Here is a 20133-nt window from a genome sequence, read left to right as displayed (position 1 = left end):
GTGTCGAGCAGTGCAGGGACTGATACTCCAACTGACCCGAGCCGGCTTCCTGCTGTTGCTCTGGCTCTTCGTGTGGGCAGTGATCCGCACCCTCCGCAGCGACATCTACGCCGGCTCCGGCGGCGGCCGGGTCACGACCCGGCCGGCGCGACGCCCGGCGGTCCTGCCGTCGCTCGGGAAACCGAAGGTCGCGAAGTATCTGGTGGTCACGCAGGGCGCGCTGGCCGGTACCCGCATCACGCTGGGCAGCCAGCCGGTGCTGATCGGCCGGGCCGACGACTCGACCCTCGTCCTCACCGACGACTACGCGTCCACCCGCCACGCCCGCCTGTCGCAGCGCGGAACCGACTGGTACGTCGAGGATCTCGGCTCCACCAACGGCACCTACCTGGACCGTGCCAAGGTCACGACGGCCGTCCGGGTGCCGCTCGGCACCCCGGTGCGCGTCGGTAAGACCGTGATCGAGCTGCGCCCGTGACCCTGGTTCTGCGTTACGCGGCCCGCAGCGACCGCGGCCTGGTCCGGGCCAACAACGAAGATTCCGTGTACGCGGGTGCGCGCCTGCTGGCTCTCGCCGACGGCATGGGTGGTCACGCGGCCGGCGAGGTCGCGTCGCAGCTGATGATCGCGGCACTGGCTCCCCTCGACGACGACGAGCCCGGCGAGGATCTGCTCGGCAAACTCGACGCCGCGACCCGGGAGGGCAACGCGACGATCGCCGACCAGGTCGAGGAGGATCCCGAGCTCGAGGGCATGGGCACGACGCTGACCGCGATGCTGTTCGCGGGCAGCAAGCTGGGCCTGGTCCACATCGGTGATTCGCGCGCCTACCTGCTGCGCGACGATCAGCTCACCCAGATCACCCGCGACGACACGTTCGTGCAGTCCCTCGTCGACGAGGGCCGGATCACCGCCGAGCAGGCGCACACCCATCCGCAGCGGTCACTGATCATGCGAGCGCTCACCGGCAACGAGGTGGAGCCGACGCTGACGATGCGCGAGGCCCGCGCCGGTGACCGCTATCTGCTGTGCTCGGACGGCCTGTCCGACCCGGTCAGCGACGAGACGATCGCCGCCACGCTGCGGGAGGGCACGCACGACGAGTGCGCCGACCGGCTCATCGAACTGGCCCTGCGCAGTGGTGGCCCCGACAACGTCACGGTGATCGTCGCCGACGTCATCGACTACGGGTACGGGCAGCGGCACCCGATCGTCGGGGGTGCCGCCTCCGACGACGACGAGGACGACGCTCCCCCACCGAACACGGCCGCGGGCCGGGCCGCCGCGATGCGGCCGCCACGCGCCGCCCCGAAGCGGGTGACTCCCCCGGTCGAGGAGACCCCGAAGAAGTCGCACAAGCTGCGGTGGACACTGCTCGCCGTCACCCTGATCGCACTGGTCGCCGCCGGTCTCGTGGTGGGACGGGCCATGATCCGCAGCTACTACTACGTCGGTGCGTCCGAGGACCGGGTGACGGTGCTGCGCGGTATCCCCGGCTCCGTGCTCGGCTTCTCTCTGCAGAAGAGCGCGCTGGTCGGATGCGTGTCCGACGACGGCTCGCTCACCATCGTGGACCCGGCGGTCCTCCCGAACGGATGCCGAGTCCTGATGGTCGACGATCTGCAGCCGTCCGCGCGGGAACAGGTGCGGACCGGTCTGCCGTCGGGCACGGAAACCGACGCCACCGATCAGATGCGCCGGCTCGCCGAGAACGATCTGCTGCCGGTGTGCACCCCGCCGGAACCCGAACCGACCCCGGCACCCCCACCGACTCCGGCACCCCCACCGCCGCCCGGAGAACCGGCGCCGCCGGCTCCCGCCGAACCGGCACCGGCACCGGCCGAGACGGTGCCGGCCCCGGCTCCTGTCGAGCAGGTTCCCGGCCAGAACTGCAGGATCGGTAGCTGATGTCCGACGCACCCTTCCCGACCCCCGCCGGCGGTTTCGCGGCCGCCCCCGCCCGCTCCAATCGGCGGAACACCGAGCTGATCCTGCTGTGCTGTTCGATCGTGGTGACCACGGTGTCACTGATCCTGGTCGAGGCCAGCCAGGAGCAGGCACTCACCTGGGATCTCGCCAAGTACGGTCTCGCGTACGCGGTGATGTTCCTCGTCGCGCACCTCGCGGTGCGCCGGTTCGCGCCGTACGCGGATCCGCTGCTGCTGCCCATCGTGGCCCTGCTCAACGGGCTCGGGCTGGTGATCATCCACCGGCTGGATCTCGCCGACGCCGATTCCGCGGTGTACCAGGGCCTGCCGATCCCGTCACCGGACGCGAACCAGCAGGTGCTGTGGACCGCGCTGGCGCTGGGCGGATTCATCGCCGTCCTCGTGCTGCTGCGCGACTATCGGCTCCTGGCCCGCTACGGGTACACGGTCGGTCTGGCCGGTCTGGTGCTGCTCGCGATCCCGGCGCTGCTGCCGTCACGGTTCTCGGAGGTCAACGGCGCCAAGATCTGGATCAAGCTGCCCGGGTTCAGCATTCAGCCGGGCGAGTTCGCGAAGATCCTGCTGATCATCTTCTTCGCGGCCGTCCTGGTCGCCAAGCGGGACCTGTTCACCACCGCGGGACGGCACTTCCTCGGCATGGATCTGCCGCGGGCCCGCGATCTGGGCCCGATCCTGGTGGCGTGGATCGTCTCGGTCGGCATCATGGTGTTCGAGAAGGACCTGGGCACGTCGCTGCTGATCTTCGGAACCGTGCTGGTGATGCTGTACATCGCCACCGAGCGGGTCGGCTGGCTGCTCATCGGCGGTGCGCTGCTGCTCGTCGGATTCTTCTTCGCGTACCAGATGTTCGGGCACGTCCGGGTGCGAGTGGACACGTGGATCGACCCGCTCGGCGACTACCAGAACACCGGCTACCAGATCTCACAGTCACTGTTCGGCCTGGCCACCGGCGGTGTCGCCGGCACCGGGCTGGGCAGTGGACGGCCGTCACAGGTGCCGTTCGCCAAAACCGACTTCATCATCGCCGCGATCGGTGAGGAACTGGGCCTGATCGGCCTGGCCGCGATCCTGATGCTGTTCCTGATCCTGGTGGTCCGGGGACTGCGGACGGCGCTCGCGGTGCGCGACAGCTTCGGCAAACTGCTGGCCGCGGGCCTGTCGTTCACGATCGCGATCCAGTTGTTCGTCGTCGTCGGCGGCGTCACGAAACTCATTCCGCTCACCGGCCTGACGACACCGTTCATGTCGTACGGTGGATCGTCCCTGCTCGCGAACTATCTGCTGTTGGCGCTGCTCATGAAGATTTCCGACGCCGCCCGCACCCCCGCGGCACCGAAGAAGAAGGGGCCCGCCCCCATCGCGGACGCCCCCACCGAAATGCTGGACCGCCGATGAACACACCACTGCGCCGCGTCGCTCTGGCCGTCATGGTGATGGTCGTGGCACTGCTCGCGAACGCCACGTACGTGCAGGTCATCAAGGCCGACGATCTCCGTAACGATCCGCGGAACTCGCGGGTGCTGCTCGACGAGTACTCCCGGCAGCGCGGCCAGATCTCGGCCGGCGGTCAGGTGCTGGCCGCGTCGGTGCCCACCGACGACCGCTACAAGTATCTGCGCGTGTATCCGCCGAACCAGGCTTCGCCGTCGAGTCCGCTCGCGAACGCACCGGTCACCGGCTTCTACTCGATGCAGTACGGCAGCACCGGGCTGGAGAAGGCCACCGATCAGGTCCTCAACGGCTCCGACAACCGTCTGTTCGGCAAGCGGTTCTTCGATCTGGTGTCGGGTCGGGATCCGCGTGGCGGCAACGTCGTCAGCACCATCGACCCGGTGATGCAGCAGGTCGCGTACGACGAACTGACAGCGAAGGGATACACCGGTTCGGTCGTCGCGATCGAACCGAGCACGGGCAACATTCTGGCGATGGCCAGCACCCCCAGCTACGACCCCAACCGGCTGTCCGGGCACGACGGCGCCCAGACGTCCGAGGCCTGGGACGAGCTGAACGCGGACCCGGACAAGCCGATGCTCAACCGGGCGGTGTCCGCAACGTATCCGCCGGGGTCGACGTTCAAGGTGGTCGTCACGGCGGCGGCCCTGGAGAACGGCGCGAACCCGGACGAGCAGCTCACGGCGGCACCGAACATCACACTGCCGGGCACGTCGACGACGCTCGAGAACTACAACGGGACGACGTGCGGCGGCGGGCCGACGGCGTCGCTGCGGGAGGCGTTCGCCCGCTCCTGCAACACCGCGTTCGTGGAACTGGGTATCAAGACGGGTGCCGACGCGCTGGCCGAGCAGTCGAAGGCGTTCGGGATCGGCCCGAACACTCCCGGTGTCCCGATCCCGGTCGCGGACAGCACGATCGGCTCCATCCCCGACGACGCCGCCCTCGGCCAGTCCAGCATCGGGCAGCGGGACGTCGCGCTGACCCCGCTGCAGAACGCGGAGATCGCCGCGACCATCGCCAACGGCGGCATGCGGATGGAACCGCATCTGGTGTCGCAGTTGCAGGCACCCGACCTGTCGGATCTGGCGACCACGGACCCGAAGTCGGTGGGCCGGGCGGTGTCACCGCAGGTCGCGGAGACGCTGACGCAGCTGATGATCGGGTCGGAGAACAACACTGCCGGCGGCGGGAAGATCCCGGGCGTGCAGATCGCGTCCAAGACGGGCACCGCCGAGCACGGTACCGATCCGCGCAACACACCCCCGCACGCGTGGTACATCGCGTTCGCCCCGGCCCAGAATCCGACCGTCGCTATCGCCGTCATCGTCGAGGACGGTGGCGACCGCGCGCTCGCCGCGACCGGCGGCTCGGTGGCCGCACCGATCGGACGTGCCGTCATCGCGGCCGGATTGCAGAGGGGATGAGGCAGTGTCGTTGACCAACGGATCGGTGATCGGCGGCCGCTATCGCCTGCAGCGGCTGATCGCGACCGGCGGTATGGGCCAGGTGTGGGAGGCCACCGACAGCCGACTCGACCGCCGGGTCGCCGTGAAGGTCCTCAAAGCCGAGTTCTCGTCGGATCCGGAGTTCGTCGAGCGGTTCCGCATCGAGGCCCGCACCACCGCGCAGCTCAACCATCCGGGTATCGCCGGTGTCTACGACTACGGCGAGACCCACGACGAGGCCGGCGCCAACCTCGCCTACCTGGTGATGGAACTGGTGTCGGGGGAACCGCTCAACGCGGTACTCGCCCGGGTGGGCCGCCTGTCGATTCCGCACGCCCTGGACATGCTCGAGCAGACCGGGCGGGCGCTGCAGGTCGCGCATTCCGCGGGTGTGGTGCACCGGGACGTCAAGCCCGGGAACATTCTCATCACCCCGTCGGGGCAGGTGAAGATCACCGATTTCGGTATCGCGAAGGCGGTGGACGCATCCCCGGTGACCCGCACCGGCATGGTGATGGGAACCGCGCAGTACATCGCGCCGGAGCAGGCGCTCGGGCAGGAGGCGACCGCGGCGAGCGACGTGTACTCGCTCGGCGTCGTCGGCTACGAGGCCCTGTCGGGGCGGCGCCCGTTCGGGGGTGGCGGCACGCTGACGGTCGCGATGAAGCACGTGCAGGAGCCGCCGGAGCCGATGCCGGCCGATCTGCCGGCCCCGATCCGGGAACTGATCGACATCACGCTGACGAAGGATCCGGCGCACCGGTACGCGAACGGCGGCGAGTTCGCCGACGCGGTCGCCGCGGTCCGCGCCGGGCACCGGCCGCCGCCTCCCGGCCGGGTGCCGACGGCCGCTACGCGTGTCGTGCCACCGGTTCCGACGACGGCACCGACCGCGATGATGTCGACGCAGCAGCAGAGTCGGACTCCGGAACCGGACGACGACGCCACCGGGGCCGGGTGGACACCCGGGCAGAAAGCGCTCGCATGGGCGGGTGGCGGGCTGCTGTCGCTGGCCGCGCTGGTGGCGCTGGGGCTGCTGTTCTTCGGGGGCGGTTCCGATCGCCCGTCGACACCGCCACCGGTGACGTCGACGACGACCACACCGAAACCGACGACCACCACCACGACACCGCGGACCACGACCACCACACCGCGGGCGACGACCACGACCACGACGGTGGAGCCGACGACCACCACGACACCACCGCCGACGACCACGACCACCACGGTGGAACCGACGACCACCACCACGACACCACCGCCGACGACCACGACTACCACGACCACCATCGCCCGGACCACCACCGAGACCACGACGACGGCCGAGACCACCACGGCCATGCAAGGACAGCAATGACGACGCCGCGTAATCTCTCCTCCCGGTACGAACTGGGCGAGACCCTCGGCTTCGGTGGCATGTCGGAGGTGCATCGCGCGCGGGATCTGCGGTTGAGCCGGGATGTCGCCGTGAAGGTGCTGCGCGCCGACCTCGCCCGCGATCCCACGTTCTACCTGCGGTTCCGCCGCGAGGCACAGAACGCGGCGGCGCTGAACCATCCGGCGATCGTCGCGGTCTACGACACCGGTGAGGCGGAGACGGACAGCGGTCCGCTGCCGTACATCGTGATGGAGTACGTCGACGGTGACACGCTGCGCGACATCGTCCGCGCCGAGGGGCCGATGGCGCCGCGGCGGGCGATGGAGGTCGTCGCCGACGTGTGTGCGGCGCTCGACTTCAGTCACCGCAACGGCATCGTGCACCGGGACATCAAGCCCGCCAACATCATGATCAACCGTGCCGGTGCGGTGAAGGTGATGGATTTCGGTATCGCCCGCGCCATCGCCGACGGCACGAGCACGATGACGCAGACGGCCGCGGTGATCGGCACCGCACAGTATCTGTCGCCGGAGCAGGCTCGTGGCGAGCAGGTCGACGCCCGCTCGGACGTCTACTCGCTCGGCTGTGTGCTGTTCGAGATCCTCACCGGGGAGCCGCCGTTCACGGGGGATTCGCCGGTGGCGGTGGCCTACCAGCACGTGCGGGAGGATCCGAGGACGCCGTCACTGGTGAATCCGGCGATCCCGCCGGTGCTGGATTCGGTGATCCTCAAGGCGATGAGCAAAAATCCCGCCAACCGGTATCAGAGTGCCGCGGAGATGCGCAGCGATCTGGTGCGGATACTCGGCGGGCAGCGTCCGAGCGCCCCGATGGTGCTCTCCAACGAGGAACGAACCACGATGTTCGGGCCCGCCGCAGACGACGACACCAGCTCCGGATACACCCCGGAGTCGGCACGCACGGCGACCGTGACGGCCACCCCACAGGTGATCACCCCGTCGAAGCCGGCGAAGAAGTCGAACACCACCCGCACCGTGCTGCTCTCGCTGGCGGCGCTGATCGTGGTCGGCATCATCGGCGCGTTCGCGTTCTCGGTGCTGTCGACGCCGGCGAAGGTGACGGTGCCGAACGTCGCGGGCCGCAGCCAGGCGGAGGCGGTCGCAATGCTGCGTGACGCCAAACTCGATTCGACGATCCAGTCCCGGCCGGACGCGGTCGTCGCGGTCGGCAACGCCATCGGCACCAATCCGTCGGCGGGCACGTCGGTCGACGAGAACAGCAAGGTCACCCTGCAGGTGTCGTCGGGTCCCGAGCAGGTGCAGGTACCGAAGTTGACGGGGATGAGCCAGGACGACGCCGTCCAGGCGCTCGCCGCGGTCGGTCTGCGGCTCGACTCCGAGATCGGCCGGGCACCGTCGGATCCGGACCAGCTCGACAAGGTGACCGGTCAGGAACCGTCGACCGGTGCGAAGGTGAATCTGGATTCGACGGTGGCGATCACCCTCGGTTCCGGCCCCGAACAGGTACGGGTCCCGAACGTCGTCGGTCAGACCGTCGACGTGGCGCAGCCGAACATCGAGGGCGCCGGCTTCAAGGTGGAGGTCGAGAAGGTCGATTCCGGGAAGCCGGAGGGGCAGGTCGTCGCGATGACGCCGACCGGTGGCTCGTCCGCCGCGAAGGGCGACACGATCCGGCTCCAGGTGTCGAACGGCAAGCTGTTCACGATGCCGGATCTGACGCAGATGACGCCGGCGCAGGCGGTGGACGCGCTGCGTCGGGCCGGTTGGACCGGGTCGTCGAATCAGCTGTCGCAGAAGAAGCAGCCGACGTTGGACACCGACCTGGTCGGCAAGATCGTCGGGCAGCAGCAGTCACCGGGCAGTGACGTCGCGAAGAACGAGACGCTGACGGTCCTCGTCGGCGAACTCGGTATCCCCCGGTAGGGCCTAGCGGGCGAGGGCGTCGCCGAGCGAGCGGGCGACCTCGTCCTCGAGGGTCGCGACGAGCGTCTCGGCGGGCGCCTGCCCGCACATCCCGAGCCAGTTCGCGAGCATCCGGTGGCCGCCCTGCGTGAGCACCGATTCGGGATGGAACTGCACGCCGTGGATGGGCAGTTCCCGGTGCCGCATCGCCATGACGATGCCGCTGTCGGTGTGGGCGGTGACCTCCAGTTCCGCGGGGATGGTGTTCTCGAGGACGGTCAGCGAGTGGTAGCGGGTGGCGGTGAAGGGGTCGGGCAGCCCGGCCAGGACACCCTGGTCGTTGTGGTGGACCAGGCTGGTCTTGCCGTGCAACAGTTCCGGGGCCCGGTCGACGGTGGCACCGAACGCGGCGCCGATCGCCTGATGCCCCAGGCACACGCCGAGCAGCGGGGTCCGGGCGGCCGCGCACGCGTCGACCAGCGGCATCGTCGCCCCGGCCCGCTGCGGGGTGCCCGGTCCGGGGCTGAGCAGGATGCCGTCGAAGTCGGCGGCGGCGGACGCGATCGCGTCGGCCCCGGTCAGCCGGGGGTCGTCGTTGCGCCACACTTCGGCCTGCGTTCCGAGCTGACCCAGGTACTGGACCAGGTTGAACACGAAGCTGTCGTAGTTGTCGACGACGAGGATGCGCATGGGAGCAGGGTAGCGCCTGCCCGTCAGGCCACCGGCTGTGCGTACTCGGTGTGCAGTTGCCCGGTGTAGGCGGGCACGGTGAGCCGGTCCGATTCCTGCTGCGTGTAGCCCAGCCCGTACCGGACCGCGTACTGCTTGAACATCTTGATGCCGGGCTCGTTCGCGAGGGTCGCCGCGAGCCGGGCCGGGTCCCCGATCGCGGTGACCACGTACGGCGGGCTGTAGGTGCGCCCGTGCAGCAGCAGCGTGTTCCCGATGCACCGGGGGGCGGACGTGTTCACGATCCGTTGGTCCTGCATCGCGATCGCCTCGGCGCCACCGGCCCACAGTGCGTTGAGGACGCTCTGCACGTCCTGCTGGTGGACGACGAGATCGTCGGGGGATGCCCCCGACGGATATTTGCCGTCGGCGTCGCGGGGCGCGTCGGTGAGGGTGACGACGATGCCGGGTCCGGTGAGCGGGGTCAGTCCGGCGGCGGCAGCGAGGTCACCGGATTCGGCGAGTACTTCCGCGACCCGGCTGTCGGTGCCCGCCGCGTCCTCCTGCAGGCGCTGCACCCGGTCGGCGAGATCGTCGCGGGCGTCCGCGGCCCGGTCGACGTCGACCTGCGCGCGCCGCACCAGATCGGACAGGCGGGTCGAGTCGGCGGCCCGGATCTCGTTGCCGTGCGACACCTCCCGGGTGGTCGCCAGCAGCAGTCCGGCGACGAGACACACCACCAGCACGGCGACGGACCAGAACCCGAACCGCGGTCGTCGTGCACCCGGTGGTCGTTGCTCCACGTCCGGCACCCTCGATCCCCACTCCCACCACGGACGATCTGTGCGCGACCGGTCCCTGGTCGCGCTCGTTTCGGCTAGCGTGTACTGCACAACAGGTAGAGCGAATCTACCCTGTTCGCCCGGTTGGATCCGGGTATGCGAGCGCAGGCTCCACCCGTACGACACATCCACACGAAACAAGGACGTCATGCCGAAGTCGAAGGTCCGGAAGAAGACCGATTACACGATCAATCCCGCGAACCGCACCCCGGTGAAGGTGAAGGCCGGTCCGTCGAGTGCGCTGTACGTGTCGGTGATGCTCGGATTCATGCTCGTCGGCCTGGCATGGCTGATCGTGTACTACTTGGCCGCCGAGAACATCACCTGGATGAACGATCTGGGTGCGTACAACTTCCTGATCGGCTTCGGATTCATGGTCGTCGGTCTCGTCATGACCATGAAATGGCGCTGACCGGCGCGTCGATGATCCGCGGTCGCTCCGTGCGTATCGCCCCGCGCGTCCAATTACACAGATGTTATTCATCCCCAGTGTGGATAACCCCTGTGGACAACTCGGCGGGTTGTGCACATGCCCGCGGATGAACAGGCACCGGACTGGTCGACACCGACGGGTGCCGTCGTCGCGCTGGCCGTCGGCGGGCTCGCCATGATCACGGCCGCGCTGCTGCTGCGGCTCGACGCCCCCGGCCTGTTCCTGGCCGCGCTGGCGGCGGTCGCCATGCTGGTGCTCGCCGGTCTCGGAGCGGTGCAGCGGCCGCGGCTCGCGGTCACCGACGTCGACGGCGTCCCGGCGCTCTCGGCGACCCGGTTACGGGGGCGCCGGGTCTACCGGCGTGAAGATCTGACGCGGGTCCGGATCGTGGCGTATCCGCGGCTGGGCCGGCGGGTACCGATGCTCGAGATCGACGCCCTGGACCCCGACGGCACCGAACGGCTGCTGATCTTCGGGCGGTGGGACCTGGGCGTCGATCCGACGATCGTGTTCGACGCGCTGGCGGTGCGGGGACTCGCCCCGCAGTGAGTGCTCGGTGAGTACTCGAGGAGTGCTCAGACCACGCCGAGCTGATCCCGCAGGCCCACGACCCGCAGCGCGATGATCCCGACGACGAGGACGGCGACGGCACCGAGACCGGCCCAGCCGAGTTGCCGGGCCCGCGCGACGGAGGCCGGGGTGCGGTCACCGACCGGCGCGTACACGAGGGCGGCGGTGGCCGCCGCACCGGCGACGAGACCACCGAGATGCCCCCACAGCGAGATGCCGGGGACCGTGACGCTGATGACGACGTTGAGGGCGATGACGGCGAGGATCGGACCGGGACTGCGCCGCATCCGCAACAACAGCACGGCCTGCGCACCCATGATGCCGAAGATGGCCCCGGACGCGCCGGCGGTGAAGGCGTGCGGGGATTCGAACATCAGGGCCGACGCGGACCCGCCGAGCAGGGAGATCAGGTAGACGGCGAGGTAGCGGCTGCGACCGAGCACGATCTCGGTGTCGCGGCCGAGGACCCACAGCGCGAACATGTTCACGGCCAGATGGATCAGGCCGAAGTGCAGGAAACCGCTACCGAGGACCCGGAACCATTCGCCCTGCGCGACGGCCTGCGCGTCGAGGACCAGCCACCCGAACAGCGGCGAGTCGAACGTGGCGACCCCGGTGCGCAGGTTGATCCGGCCGGCACCGTTGTCCATGAGGGATCCGGCCTGCAACGCGGTGACCGCGAAGATCACCACATTGAGTGCGATCAGCGCATACGTGACGATCGGAGTGGGCAGTTCGGAGCGCAACGGCGCCCCTGCGACGGTGCGAGCCTGCGGCGTATCGCGGCGTCCGGCGGCGACACAATCGACGCACTGGTGCCCGACGGACGCGGAACGCAGACAGTCCGGGCAGGCCGGGCGGCCACAGCGGGTACAGGAGAGGGCAGTGGGGCGGTCGGGGTGTCGCACGCACCTCGGCTGAGGTGGCGGGGTGCCCTCGCTCGCCGCACCACCCCAGCCGGGGTTCGTCATTCGAGAGTCCTTACGCGATGGTGATGCTGTTGATCACGACGTCGTCGACCGGGCGGTCGGCACGGTCCGTCGCGGTGGTGGCGATGGCGTCGACGACCTTCTTCGACGCCTCGTCGAGCACCTCACCGAAGATGGTGTGGCGGCGGTTCAGGTGCGGCGTCGGACCGACGGTGATGAAGAACTGCGAGCCGTTGGTGCCCGGGCCGGCGTTCGCCATGGCCAGCAGGTAGCCGCGGTCGAACTGCAGCTCGGGGTGGAACTCGTCGCCGAACTTGTAGCCCGGGCCACCACGACCGGTGCCGGTCGGGTCGCCGCCCTGGATCATGAAGCCGTCGATGACGCGGTGGAAGACCGCGCCGTCGTAGAACGGGCCGGTGGCGGTGCCCTGTGCGTTCTGCGTGGAGTACTCCTTGGTGCCGTTCGCGAGCCCGACGAAGTTCTCGACGGTCTTCGGCGCATGGTTACCGAACAGCGCGATCTCGATGTCGCCGCGGTTGGTGTGCAGCGTGGCAGTAGCAGTCTGTGAAGTCACCCCCCTATCGTGCCATTGCGTCCGACCGGGCGTGCACGTCCTGTGCGAGAGTGGACATATGACGCGCACGAGGAAATCTGCTTCCCGCCGAGTTCTGATCGGGATCGGTGCCGCGGTGGCCGCGGCGGGCGCCGCCGCGATCGCGGCCACCCGCCGCCCCGAGATGCCGCCGGTCGCGCCGCGGCCGCCGTCGCTGTCGGATCCGCGACCGAGCTGACGGCCCGTCCCCTCTTATTTCGGCGACGCCCCCCACAGCACCGTCTCGAGGTTGTAGCGGGTCAGCCGTTCGACGGACACGCGTGGCAGACCGTGGGTGGACCACAGGATCGATCCGAGGCACTGGAACACCAGCCGCGCCGACCCGGGCATCGTGATGCTGCCGTCGCGCACCCCTGCAGTGAAGGCACGTTCCCACACCTTCAGCAGCTTGCGGCCGTCGAGCAACAGGAAATCGAAGTTGCCGCTGTCGACGAGCATCGCCCACGACTTGAGAATCGTCACCTCCGGTTCGAACCGTTTCCCGGCGGCCGTGCGCATCCGGATCAGCGCGTCCAGGGTTTCGAGTGGGGTGCCGCCGGCGGCCCCGATCACCTCGTGCGCGTCCCGCATCCGCGCCGAGAAGTTCCGGACGATCGCGACGAGGATCGCTTCCCGTGATTCGAAGTGGTGGTAGAGGCTCCCCTGGGTGAACCCGACCGCGGAGGCGATGTCCCGGGTGGTGGTCGCGTCGAAACCGCGTTCGGCGAACGCGTAGCGGGCGGCGTCGAGGATGCGCTCCTGCTTGTCGGACATCCCGATCGTCTCGGCCCCGCTGTCCCACGACGCGATCACGTCCCGGGCCGCGAGCGCGGCCGGTGAATCGGACAGGTCGTCGTCGGCGGGTTTGGTGGCGAGGCCGTCGAACAGCATCGTGACCGTACAGTCCGCGACCTTGCGCGCGGAGAACCCGGTCGGCGCCAGCGTCGCGCTGTACGACACCGCCACCCGCAGCACCTCCCGCAGCACCCGGGCGTCCACCTCGGGCCGCACCTGCCCGGCGTCGTCGGCGGCACGGATCAGTGTCTGCCACTTCCGGTCCGACCAGCGCGCCTCCGACGCCAACAGTTCCTGCAGGTCGTCGTCCCGGGTCCCCGGGACCCCCAGGCACACCTGCAGCGCACCCGGATGGCGGGCGGACGCGTCCGCGACGGCCCGCGCGAACCGGCGGATCGCCTCGACCGGAGTGTCCCCGGCCACCCCGGGCCGCTGGGCCGCCTCGGTCATGTCGTCGCGAAGGGCGCGGACCAGATCCGCGGCCAGCGCATCCTTCGAATCGAAGTGGTAGTAGAGGCTGCCGGCCAACATTCCCGTGTCGGCGGCGATGTCACGCATCGACGTGCCCGTGTACCCCTTCTCCGCGAACAACGTCGACGACACCTCCAGGATCTCGGCCCGCTTGTCGGGCTTCGTTCGACGACCCCTGTCGGTGCCTGCTGTGCGTGTCACTCGTGTTCCCCCTGTTCCACGGCCCGTTATCGGGCCTCGTGTGCGTGTGTGGCCCGCCCCGTCACGAGTGGGCGGACCACGGTGGGCATCCCCTGCCATGTACCCCGATCGGCTTCGACGTGTCCGAACGTCCGCTCGATCGCCGACAGCGTACGGCGATTGCATCGGCAGCCCTGACCGAACACCGCCCACGGTCCGGCGAGCCGGTCCTGCCACCGGGCCGCCGCCGGATCGTCGGAACGAACGTGCTCACAGAACAGGAACTGTCCCCCGGGCCGCAGCACCCGGGCGATCTCGGCGAGCACCGCATCCGGATCGGGGACCGTGCACAGCACGAGGGTGCCGACGACGGTGTCGACGGTGCCCGTCGCCGCGGGCAACCGGTCACCCGTGGTCTCGACGACCTCGGCGTCCGGTCTCGACGCCCGAACCTTGGCCCGCAGGTGCGACGCCATCGCCGGCACCGGTTCCGTCAGCACCAGCGAGGACACCGCACCGGACGGGTAGTGCGGCAGATTCAGTCCGGTGCCCGCACCGATCTCGACGACGACGCCGTGCGCGTCCGCGAGCAGACGCAGTCGGCGCTGCGCCATGCCGCGCCGTTCGGTGTCGGCCAGCATCGGGTCGTACACGGCGGCACCGGCCCGCTGCCATGCCGACACGAGCCCACGGGACGCAGCCCGGAACGGCCGATGCACCAATTCGCCTACATTCACAGCACCATTGGACCGTCAAACGGACGTTCGTGTACCGGTTTCTCCGGATTGAACTCCAGTACAAAAGCCGAGGCGACGACACTCGTGTCCGAATTCAGCCGCTTCGGAAGGCCCCTCCGCTACGCTCGCGACCGAAACACGTTCTACCCGAGCCCGTCCCCGAGGAGCATCATGGCCGCGTCCCCCGAAAGCATCCGCAGCACCGTCGAGAGCTACATCAAGGCCGTCGCCTCCGGCACCGCCGACGACGTGCTCGCGCTGTACGCCGACGGCGCCACCGTCGAAGACCCCGTCGGCACCCCGGTGCGCACCACCCGCGAGTCGATCCGCGAGTTCTACGCGATCATCGAACCGCTCGAGCAGGAAGCCGAGCTCCTGACGCTGCGTATCGCCGGAAACACGGCGGCCTTCCACTTCCGGATCAGCACGAAGTTCGACGGCAACATCAGCGAGATCACCCCCATCGACGTCATGGAGTTCGACGACACCGGCAAGATCGTCAGCATGCGCGCCGTGTGGGGGCCCGAGGACATGGTCCAGCTCTGAGCCGTCGGCGTCGCCGGTCTCCGGTCGCCGACATACGAAAAAGACGCCGTCCCGACCGGGATGGCGTCTTTCTTGTGTGGAGCCTAGGAGATTCGAACTCCTGACATCTGCCTTGCAAAGGCAGCGCTCTACCAACTGAGCTAAGGCCCCGTCTGCACTGCGCCCGTGAGGGTGTCAGTGATTTGTGACCTCGTGCCAGACTTCCCGGCCACGACGATTACGTAGCAGCGTGGTGATTCCGAGAGCAACCAGCACTCCGGCACCTGCAATCAGGACAACCTTCATGGTGGCGACTCCTTCGTCGGCACGTGGAGTGGGCCTAGGAGGACTTGAACCTCCGACCTCTTCGTTATCAGCGAAGCGCTCTAACCGCCTGAGCTATAGGCCCTCGAACCAGGCAGAACAGTACCTCACCGGAGTGCCGGATACCAAAACGACCCCGGCGAGGCACTGTTTCTGCTGGTCAGTCCGGGTCTGCCAGCGTGACCTGCACGCCGCCGACCAGATCGGAACACAGGTTGTAGATGAACGACCCGATGGTGGCGAGCGCGGTGAAGAGCACCACGTTCATCAATCCGATCAGCGCCGAGTAGCCGAACACCTGACCGGACGACACCAGTCCACCGGTACTCGAATCGGTGATGATCTCGGTGAACGCATTGTTGAGCCGATCCCACACGCCCATGCCGTCGAGCACGACGTACAGGAGACCGACCGCAACCATCCACACGAAGAACAGCGCCACCGAGATCACCAGCGACACCTTGAGCGCCGACCACGGGTCGATGCGACGCAACTGCACCGTCGCCCGCAGCCCCTCACCCGCGACCGGGGCCGGCACGGCGAGCGCCGACGCGGCCGCTTTCCGGGCACCGCCCGGAGCCGGGGCGGTGCTCGGATGCTTGACCTCCGACAGATCCGGCATGTCCTTCGCCAGATCGGGGCGGGCGATGCTGCGGGTCGGGCCGTCGATGGCCGCGGCCTTCGACCGTGCCCCCGGGGCCGCCGTGCCCGTCACGACGGGCCTGCCGCCATGCTCGGGTGCGGCCGCCCCGGTGACGACGGGCTTGCCCTGCTGGGGGGCCGCCGTCCCGGTACCGGCCGGTTTCGGTGCCGCTGTCCCGGTGACGACCGGCTTGCCCTGCTTGGGCGCCGCGGTACCGGTGACGACCGGACGGGACGGCGGGGTGGACGCCGATTCACGCCCGGGCGGCTTCGGGTCCGCCTTCTCCGGGCCCGTCTTCGCCGGGGCCGGCGGAGCCACCGGCTTCCGGACCTGCGGAGTCGCCGAGTTCTGGGCGGATCGCTGCTGCTGTCCCCGCTGCCACGGCGGCGTCTGGACCGGCCGCTGCTGCGGTGACGTGTCCGGAGCCGGCTCGCCGTCGACCGGTGTCCCCGCTGCGGGCTTGCCGGTCTCCGGGGTCGTCTGCTTCGGCTCGTCGGCCTTCGGAGCCGGTTTCTTCGGCTCGTCGGCCTTCGGAGCCGGTTTCTTCGGCTCGTCCGCCTTCGGAGCCGGTTTCTTCGAGGTGGCTGCCTCGGGCGCCGATTCGGCGGGCTCGACGCGGGTGGCGCCGTCCCCCTGCTCGCCGGGCTTTCGGGGAGTGCTCAACTACGACTCCTTCGCTCCATCGGACGTATCCTCGGCATCTGCAGTGTCCTCGGGCTCGTCGGCATTGCGTGCGATCGCGAGCAGCGTGTCGCCGTCCCCGAGGTTCATCAAGCGCACGCCCTTCGTCTGCCGGCCGGCCTTGCGGACCTGCTTGGCCGCGGTGCGGATGACGCCGCCGCTCGACGTGATCGCGTACAGCTCGTCCTCGACGTCGACGATGACCGCACCGACCAGGGTGCCACGTTTCGGGTCGTACTGGATGGTGAGAACGCCCTTGCCGCCTCGTCCCTGCGCCACGTAGTCCTCGATGGGGGTGCGCTTGGCGTAGCCCCCGGACGTGGCGACGAGCAGGTAGGTGTCGTCGCGAACGACGTTGAGGGACAGCAGTTCGTCGTCCTGGTTGAACCGCATGCCCTGGACGCCGGACGTCGCGCGGCCCATGGGGCGCAGCGCCTCGTCGGTGGCAGCGAATCGGATCGACTGCCCCTTCGCGGAGACCAGCAGCAGGTCGTCGTCGGCGGAGCACAGCACCGCACCGACCAGTTCGTCCTCGCCGCGCAGGTTGATGGCGACGATGCCGCCGCTGCGGTTGGAGTCGAAGTCGGCGAGCCGCGACTTCTTCACCAGGCCGTTGCGGGTCGCGAGCACCAGGTACGGCGCGTCCTCGTACGACTTGATGTGGATGATGCTCTGGATCTTCTCCTCCGGCTGGAACGCCAGCAGGTTCGCCACGTGCTGGCCGCGGGCGGCCCGGTTGGCCTCGGGCAGCTCGTACGCCTTGGCCCGGTAGACGCGGCCCTTGGTGGTGAAGAACAGCAGCCAGTCGTGCGTCGAGCAGACGAAGAAGTTCTTGACGATGTCTTCCTGCTTGAGCTCGGCGCCCTTGACACCCTTGCCGCCCCGCTTCTGCGACCGGTACAGGTCGGTGCGGGTGCGCTTGGCGTAGCCGGTCTCGGTGATCGTGACGACCACGTCCTCGCGGGCGATGAGGTCCTCGTCGGTGACGTCGCCGTCGGCCGCGACGATGCGGGTGCGACGGTCGTCTCCGTACTTCTCGACGATCTCGGCGAGCTCGTCCTTGACGATCGCGCGCTGCCGCTCGGGCTTCGCGAGAATGTCCTTGTAATCAGCGATTTCGCGTTCGATCTCGGCGAGCTGGTCGACGATCTTCTGCCGTTCGAGGGCGGCGAGCCGCCGCAGCTGCATGTCGAGGATGGCCTGCGCCTGGATCTCGTCGACCTCGAGGAGCTGCATCAGCCCGGTGCGGGCGACGTCGACGGTCTGCGACGCCCGGATGAGGGCGATGACCTCGTCGAGCGCGTCGAGCGCCTTGACCAGGCCGCGCAGGATGTGGGCCCGTTCCTCCGCCTTGCGCAGCAGGTACTTCGTGCGCCGGACGATGACCTCGAGCTGGTGCGCCGTGTACAGGCGGATCATCTGGTCCAGGCGCAGCGTGCGCGGCACACCGTCGACGATGGACAGCATGTTCGCACCGAACGACGTCTGCAGCTGCGAGTGCTTGTAGAGGTTGTTGAGCACCACCTTCGCGACGGCGTCCCGCTTGACGACGACGACGATGCGCATGCCCACACGGTCGGACGACTGGTCCTCGATCTTGGAGATGCCGGCGATCTTGCCGTCGCGCACCTGCTCGGCGATCGAGGTGATCAGGTTGTCCGGGTTGACCTGGTAAGGCAGCTCGGTGATGACGATCTGGGTGGCACCGCGATCGGATTCCTCGATCTCGACGACGCCGCGCATGCGGACCGAGCCGCGGCCGGTGCGGTAGGCGTCCTGGATGCCCTGGCCACCGACGATCAGGCCGGCGGTCGGGAAATCCGGACCCTTGACCCGGTCCATGACGGCCTCGAGGGTGGCTTCCTCGTCGGCCTCGTGGTTGTCGAGCGCCCAGTAGACGGCCTCGGCGACCTCCCGCAGGTTGTGCGGCGGAATGTTGGTGGCCATACCGACGGCGATACCGCCGGAGCCGTTGACGAGCAGGTTCGGGATACGCGACGGCAGCACCGTCGGCTCCTGCGTCTTGCCGTCGTAGTTGGGAACGAAATCGACTGTGTCGTGGTCGATCTCGCGCACCATCTCCATCGCGAGCGGCGTCATCCGGCACTCGGTGTACCGCATCGCGGCGGCGCCGTCGTTGCCGCGGGAACCGAAGTTGCCCTGGCCGTCGACCAGCGGGTAACGCAGCGACCACGGCTGCGCCATGCGCACGAGGGTGTCGTAGATGGAACTGTCACCGTGCGGGTGGTAGTTACCCATCGTGTCGGCGACCGGGCGCGCGGACTTCACGTAGCCGCGGTCCGGGCGGTAACCGTTGTCGTACATCGCGTACAGCACGCGCCGGTGGACGGGCTTGAGGCCGTCGCGCACATCCGGTAGCGCACGGCCCACGATCACACTCATCGCGTAATCGATGTAGCTGGACTGCATCTCCTGCTGGATGTCGACCGGTTCGATCCGGTCGTGCGTGGGTTCCTCGGGGGGCAACGTGGTGTCGGTCATCGGCTCCTCTTCTTCTCGACAAACGGTCCTGGTAGAGCCTGCGGACCCCGGGCGTGCGGAGCATCGGAGTTCGGCGGCGCCGATGCCGGGCACACACAACCCGTCAAGTCTATAGGTGCAGGTCAGCCAGATCCCGCAGCACTCGCCGCGGACCCGCTCTCCGGGCGGGCCGGGCAGTAGGTGCTATCCCACCGGCTGATCGAGCCGGGTGAGTGCGTACTCGGTGATCGCGACCAGTGCCGTCTTCGCGGACTCCTGCACGCGGGCGTCGATCGACAGGATCGGCACGTGCGCGGGTACCGCCAGCGCCTGCCGGATCTCCTCGAGCGGATAGCGCGGCGCATCGTCGAACTCGTTGACCGCGACCACGAACGGCAGGCCCTGCGCCTCGAAGTAGTCGACGGCGGCGAACGACTCGTCCAGCCTGCGGGTGTCGATCAGCACGATCGCACCGATGGCGCCGCGGATCAGGTCGTCCCACATGAACCAGAACCGTTGCTGCCCCGGCGTACCGAACAGGTACAGCACCAGATCCGGGGCCAGGCTGATCCGGCCGAAATCCATCGCGACCGTCGTGGTGGCCTTCTGCGGGGTGGCAGTGAGACTGTCCACACCGTCGGACGCGTTGGTGACCAGCGCCTCGGTCCGCAACGGCACGATCTCGGACACCGCCCCGACCAGCGTGGTCTTGCCGACCCCGAACCCACCCGCGATGACGATCTTGGTCGAGGTCACCCGGGGGTGCCGGCCACTAGAGGTTGCGTAGTCCACCGAGGACCCTTTCGATAAGTTCGCGACGTTCACTGTCGCTCGCGTCGTCCTGCAGGGTTGCCAGAATCCGCAGATGACCGGATTCGACGAGGTCGGCGACGAGCACCCGGGCCACGCCGATCGGTACCCCCACCCGGGCGGCGATCTCGGCCACCGACGGCGACTGCGCACACAGTGCGACGATCGTCGCCTCGACGTCACCGAGCTCCGGCAGCTGACGGTCCGAGAGCGGCAACGCCTGGATCAGGGCCTCCAAGGCCAGTTCCACCGCCGGTTTCGTCCGGCCCGAGGTGAAGGAGTACGGGCGGACCAGGCTCGGTCCGCGACCGCTCACGTTGTCGTACTCGTCGTTCATCGCC

Annotated in this window: 20 protein-coding genes and 2 tRNA genes; 10 read left to right on the top strand and 12 right to left on the bottom strand. The window is 68.8% G+C overall.

Features of this window, described 5'->3' with window-relative positions; genetic code table 11:
• The first annotated feature begins 10 nt into the window (after positions 1-10).
• The 6 genes from Q5696_RS00165 to pknB are packed head-to-tail and all read left to right on the top strand — an operon-like array spanning position 11 to position 8131.
• A complete protein-coding gene (locus Q5696_RS00165) occupies positions 11-478 on the top strand; it encodes an FHA domain-containing protein FhaB/FipA (RefSeq protein ID WP_305093240.1) in 468 nt (155 codons plus the stop codon).
• Complete coding sequence (locus Q5696_RS00160; RefSeq protein WP_305093239.1) at positions 475-1908, top strand: PP2C family protein-serine/threonine phosphatase; 1434 nt, start codon at positions 475-477, stop codon at positions 1906-1908. Before Q5696_RS00165 ends, Q5696_RS00160 begins: the two co-directional genes overlap by 4 nt.
• Positions 1908-3344: an FtsW/RodA/SpoVE family cell cycle protein gene (locus tag Q5696_RS00155; protein WP_305093238.1), complete on the top strand. Its 1437-nt coding sequence runs from the start codon at positions 1908-1910 to the stop codon at positions 3342-3344. Before Q5696_RS00160 ends, Q5696_RS00155 begins: the two co-directional genes overlap by 1 nt.
• Positions 3341-4828: a peptidoglycan D,D-transpeptidase FtsI family protein gene (locus Q5696_RS00150; RefSeq protein WP_305093237.1), complete on the top strand. Its 1488-nt coding sequence runs from the start codon at positions 3341-3343 to the stop codon at positions 4826-4828. Before Q5696_RS00155 ends, Q5696_RS00150 begins: the two co-directional genes overlap by 4 nt.
• Before the next feature lie 4 nt (positions 4829-4832).
• Positions 4833-6206, top strand: coding sequence for a serine/threonine-protein kinase (locus tag Q5696_RS00145; RefSeq protein WP_305093236.1), 1374 nt, complete (start codon positions 4833-4835; stop codon positions 6204-6206).
• Positions 6203-8131 carry a Stk1 family PASTA domain-containing Ser/Thr kinase gene (gene pknB / locus Q5696_RS00140; protein ID WP_305093235.1) on the top strand — a complete coding sequence of 643 codons (1929 nt, stop codon included), beginning with the start codon at positions 6203-6205 and terminating at the stop codon, positions 8129-8131. The genes Q5696_RS00145 and pknB overlap by 4 nt, the downstream gene beginning before the upstream one ends.
• 3 nt (positions 8132-8134) lie before the next feature.
• Here the strand turns inward: pknB and Q5696_RS00135 are convergent, their stop codons facing one another.
• Together Q5696_RS00135 and Q5696_RS00130 are read right to left on the bottom strand one after the other, a co-directional pair.
• Positions 8135-8800 (bottom strand): aminodeoxychorismate/anthranilate synthase component II, encoded by a 666-nt coding sequence (locus Q5696_RS00135; RefSeq protein WP_305093234.1) that lies wholly within the window; start codon positions 8798-8800, stop codon positions 8135-8137.
• A gap of 23 nt (positions 8801-8823) precedes the next feature.
• Entirely contained in the window at positions 8824-9582 is a 759-nt protein-coding gene (locus Q5696_RS00130) for a DUF881 domain-containing protein (protein WP_305093233.1), read from the bottom strand.
• 187 nt (positions 9583-9769) lie between these two features.
• On the opposite strand from Q5696_RS00130, the gene crgA reads away from it, so the two are divergent.
• Both crgA and Q5696_RS00120 read left to right on the top strand, forming a co-directional pair.
• A complete protein-coding gene (crgA, locus tag Q5696_RS00125; protein ID WP_305093232.1) occupies positions 9770-10033 on the top strand; it encodes a cell division protein CrgA in 264 nt (87 codons plus the stop codon).
• Positions 10034-10150: 117 nt separating this feature from the next.
• On the top strand, positions 10151-10603 hold the full coding sequence (locus Q5696_RS00120; RefSeq protein ID WP_305093231.1) for a PH domain-containing protein: 453 nt from the start codon (positions 10151-10153) through the stop codon (positions 10601-10603).
• A gap of 26 nt (positions 10604-10629) precedes the next feature.
• On the opposite strand, the gene Q5696_RS00115 is transcribed toward Q5696_RS00120, so the two are convergent.
• Together Q5696_RS00115 and Q5696_RS00110 are read right to left on the bottom strand one after the other, a co-directional pair.
• A complete protein-coding gene (locus Q5696_RS00115; RefSeq protein ID WP_305093230.1) occupies positions 10630-11595 on the bottom strand; it encodes a rhomboid family intramembrane serine protease in 966 nt (321 codons plus the stop codon).
• A gap of 10 nt (positions 11596-11605) precedes the next feature.
• Positions 11606-12127 (bottom strand): peptidylprolyl isomerase, encoded by a 522-nt coding sequence (locus Q5696_RS00110; RefSeq protein ID WP_305093229.1) that lies wholly within the window; start codon positions 12125-12127, stop codon positions 11606-11608.
• 58 nt (positions 12128-12185) lie between these two features.
• On the opposite strand from Q5696_RS00110, the gene Q5696_RS00105 reads away from it, so the two are divergent.
• Positions 12186-12344, top strand: coding sequence for a hypothetical protein (locus Q5696_RS00105; RefSeq protein ID WP_305093228.1), 159 nt, complete (start codon positions 12186-12188; stop codon positions 12342-12344).
• 14 nt (positions 12345-12358) lie between these two features.
• On the opposite strand, the gene Q5696_RS00100 is transcribed toward Q5696_RS00105, so the two are convergent.
• Both Q5696_RS00100 and Q5696_RS00095 read right to left on the bottom strand, forming a co-directional pair.
• Positions 12359-13612 (bottom strand): TetR/AcrR family transcriptional regulator, encoded by a 1254-nt coding sequence (locus Q5696_RS00100; protein ID WP_305093227.1) that lies wholly within the window; start codon positions 13610-13612, stop codon positions 12359-12361.
• Positions 13613-13638: 26 nt separating this feature from the next.
• Entirely contained in the window at positions 13639-14274 is a 636-nt protein-coding gene (locus tag Q5696_RS00095) for a class I SAM-dependent methyltransferase (protein ID WP_305093226.1), read from the bottom strand.
• Positions 14275-14499: 225 nt separating this feature from the next.
• Here Q5696_RS00095 and Q5696_RS00090 point away from each other — a divergent pair, with 225 nt between their 5' ends.
• Positions 14500-14874, top strand: coding sequence for a nuclear transport factor 2 family protein (locus Q5696_RS00090; protein WP_305093225.1), 375 nt, complete (start codon positions 14500-14502; stop codon positions 14872-14874).
• A gap of 77 nt (positions 14875-14951) precedes the next feature.
• Here Q5696_RS00090 and Q5696_RS00085 read toward each other — a convergent pair.
• The 6 genes from Q5696_RS00085 to Q5696_RS00060 form a co-directional block, all read right to left on the bottom strand.
• Positions 14952-15024: transfer RNA gene (locus Q5696_RS00085), tRNA-Ala, on the bottom strand.
• 164 nt (positions 15025-15188) lie between these two features.
• Positions 15189-15262: transfer RNA gene (locus tag Q5696_RS00080), tRNA-Ile, on the bottom strand.
• A 75-nt stretch (positions 15263-15337) separates the two neighbouring features.
• Positions 15338-16483 (bottom strand): DUF3566 domain-containing protein, encoded by a 1146-nt coding sequence (locus Q5696_RS00075; RefSeq protein WP_305093224.1) that lies wholly within the window; start codon positions 16481-16483, stop codon positions 15338-15340.
• On the bottom strand, positions 16484-19003 hold the full coding sequence (gene gyrA, locus Q5696_RS00070; RefSeq protein WP_305093223.1) for a DNA gyrase subunit A: 2520 nt from the start codon (positions 19001-19003) through the stop codon (positions 16484-16486).
• A 183-nt stretch (positions 19004-19186) separates the two neighbouring features.
• Complete coding sequence (locus Q5696_RS00065; protein WP_305093222.1) at positions 19187-19738, bottom strand: GTP-binding protein; 552 nt, start codon at positions 19736-19738, stop codon at positions 19187-19189.
• 16 nt (positions 19739-19754) lie between these two features.
• Positions 19755-20129, bottom strand: coding sequence for a DUF742 domain-containing protein (locus tag Q5696_RS00060; protein WP_305093221.1), 375 nt, complete (start codon positions 20127-20129; stop codon positions 19755-19757).
• Positions 20130-20133 lie beyond the last annotated feature (4 nt).

Origin of the sequence: Prescottella sp. R16, from assembly GCF_030656875.1 — a bacterium.
GTDB lineage: Bacteria > Actinomycetota > Actinomycetes > Mycobacteriales > Mycobacteriaceae > Prescottella.
The sequence above is the reverse complement of the archived record's forward strand: the minus strand, read 5'-3'. Positions and strand labels throughout refer to the sequence as shown.

Bases quoted from the DNA above. Each gene is read 5' to 3' on its own strand.
- Q5696_RS00060 (WP_305093221.1), bottom strand. From the start codon at position 20,129: ATGAACGACGAGTACGACAACGTGAGCGGTCGCGGACCGAGCCTGGTC.
- Q5696_RS00090 (WP_305093225.1), top strand. From the start codon at position 14,500: ATGGCCGCGTCCCCCGAAAGCATCCGCAGCACCGTCGAGAGCTACATC.
- Q5696_RS00115 (WP_305093230.1), bottom strand. From the start codon at position 11,595: ATGACGAACCCCGGCTGGGGTGGTGCGGCGAGCGAGGGCACCCCGCCA.
- Q5696_RS00105 (WP_305093228.1), top strand. From the start codon at position 12,186: ATGACGCGCACGAGGAAATCTGCTTCCCGCCGAGTTCTGATCGGGATC.
- gyrA (WP_305093223.1), bottom strand. From the start codon at position 19,003: ATGACCGACACCACGTTGCCCCCCGAGGAACCCACGCACGACCGGATC.
- crgA (WP_305093232.1), top strand. From the start codon at position 9,770: ATGCCGAAGTCGAAGGTCCGGAAGAAGACCGATTACACGATCAATCCC.
- Q5696_RS00120 (WP_305093231.1), top strand. From the start codon at position 10,151: ATGCCCGCGGATGAACAGGCACCGGACTGGTCGACACCGACGGGTGCC.
- Q5696_RS00150 (WP_305093237.1), top strand. From the start codon at position 3,341: ATGAACACACCACTGCGCCGCGTCGCTCTGGCCGTCATGGTGATGGTC.
- pknB (WP_305093235.1), top strand. From the start codon at position 6,203: ATGACGACGCCGCGTAATCTCTCCTCCCGGTACGAACTGGGCGAGACC.
- Q5696_RS00135 (WP_305093234.1), bottom strand. From the start codon at position 8,800: ATGCGCATCCTCGTCGTCGACAACTACGACAGCTTCGTGTTCAACCTG.
- Q5696_RS00155 (WP_305093238.1), top strand. From the start codon at position 1,908: ATGTCCGACGCACCCTTCCCGACCCCCGCCGGCGGTTTCGCGGCCGCC.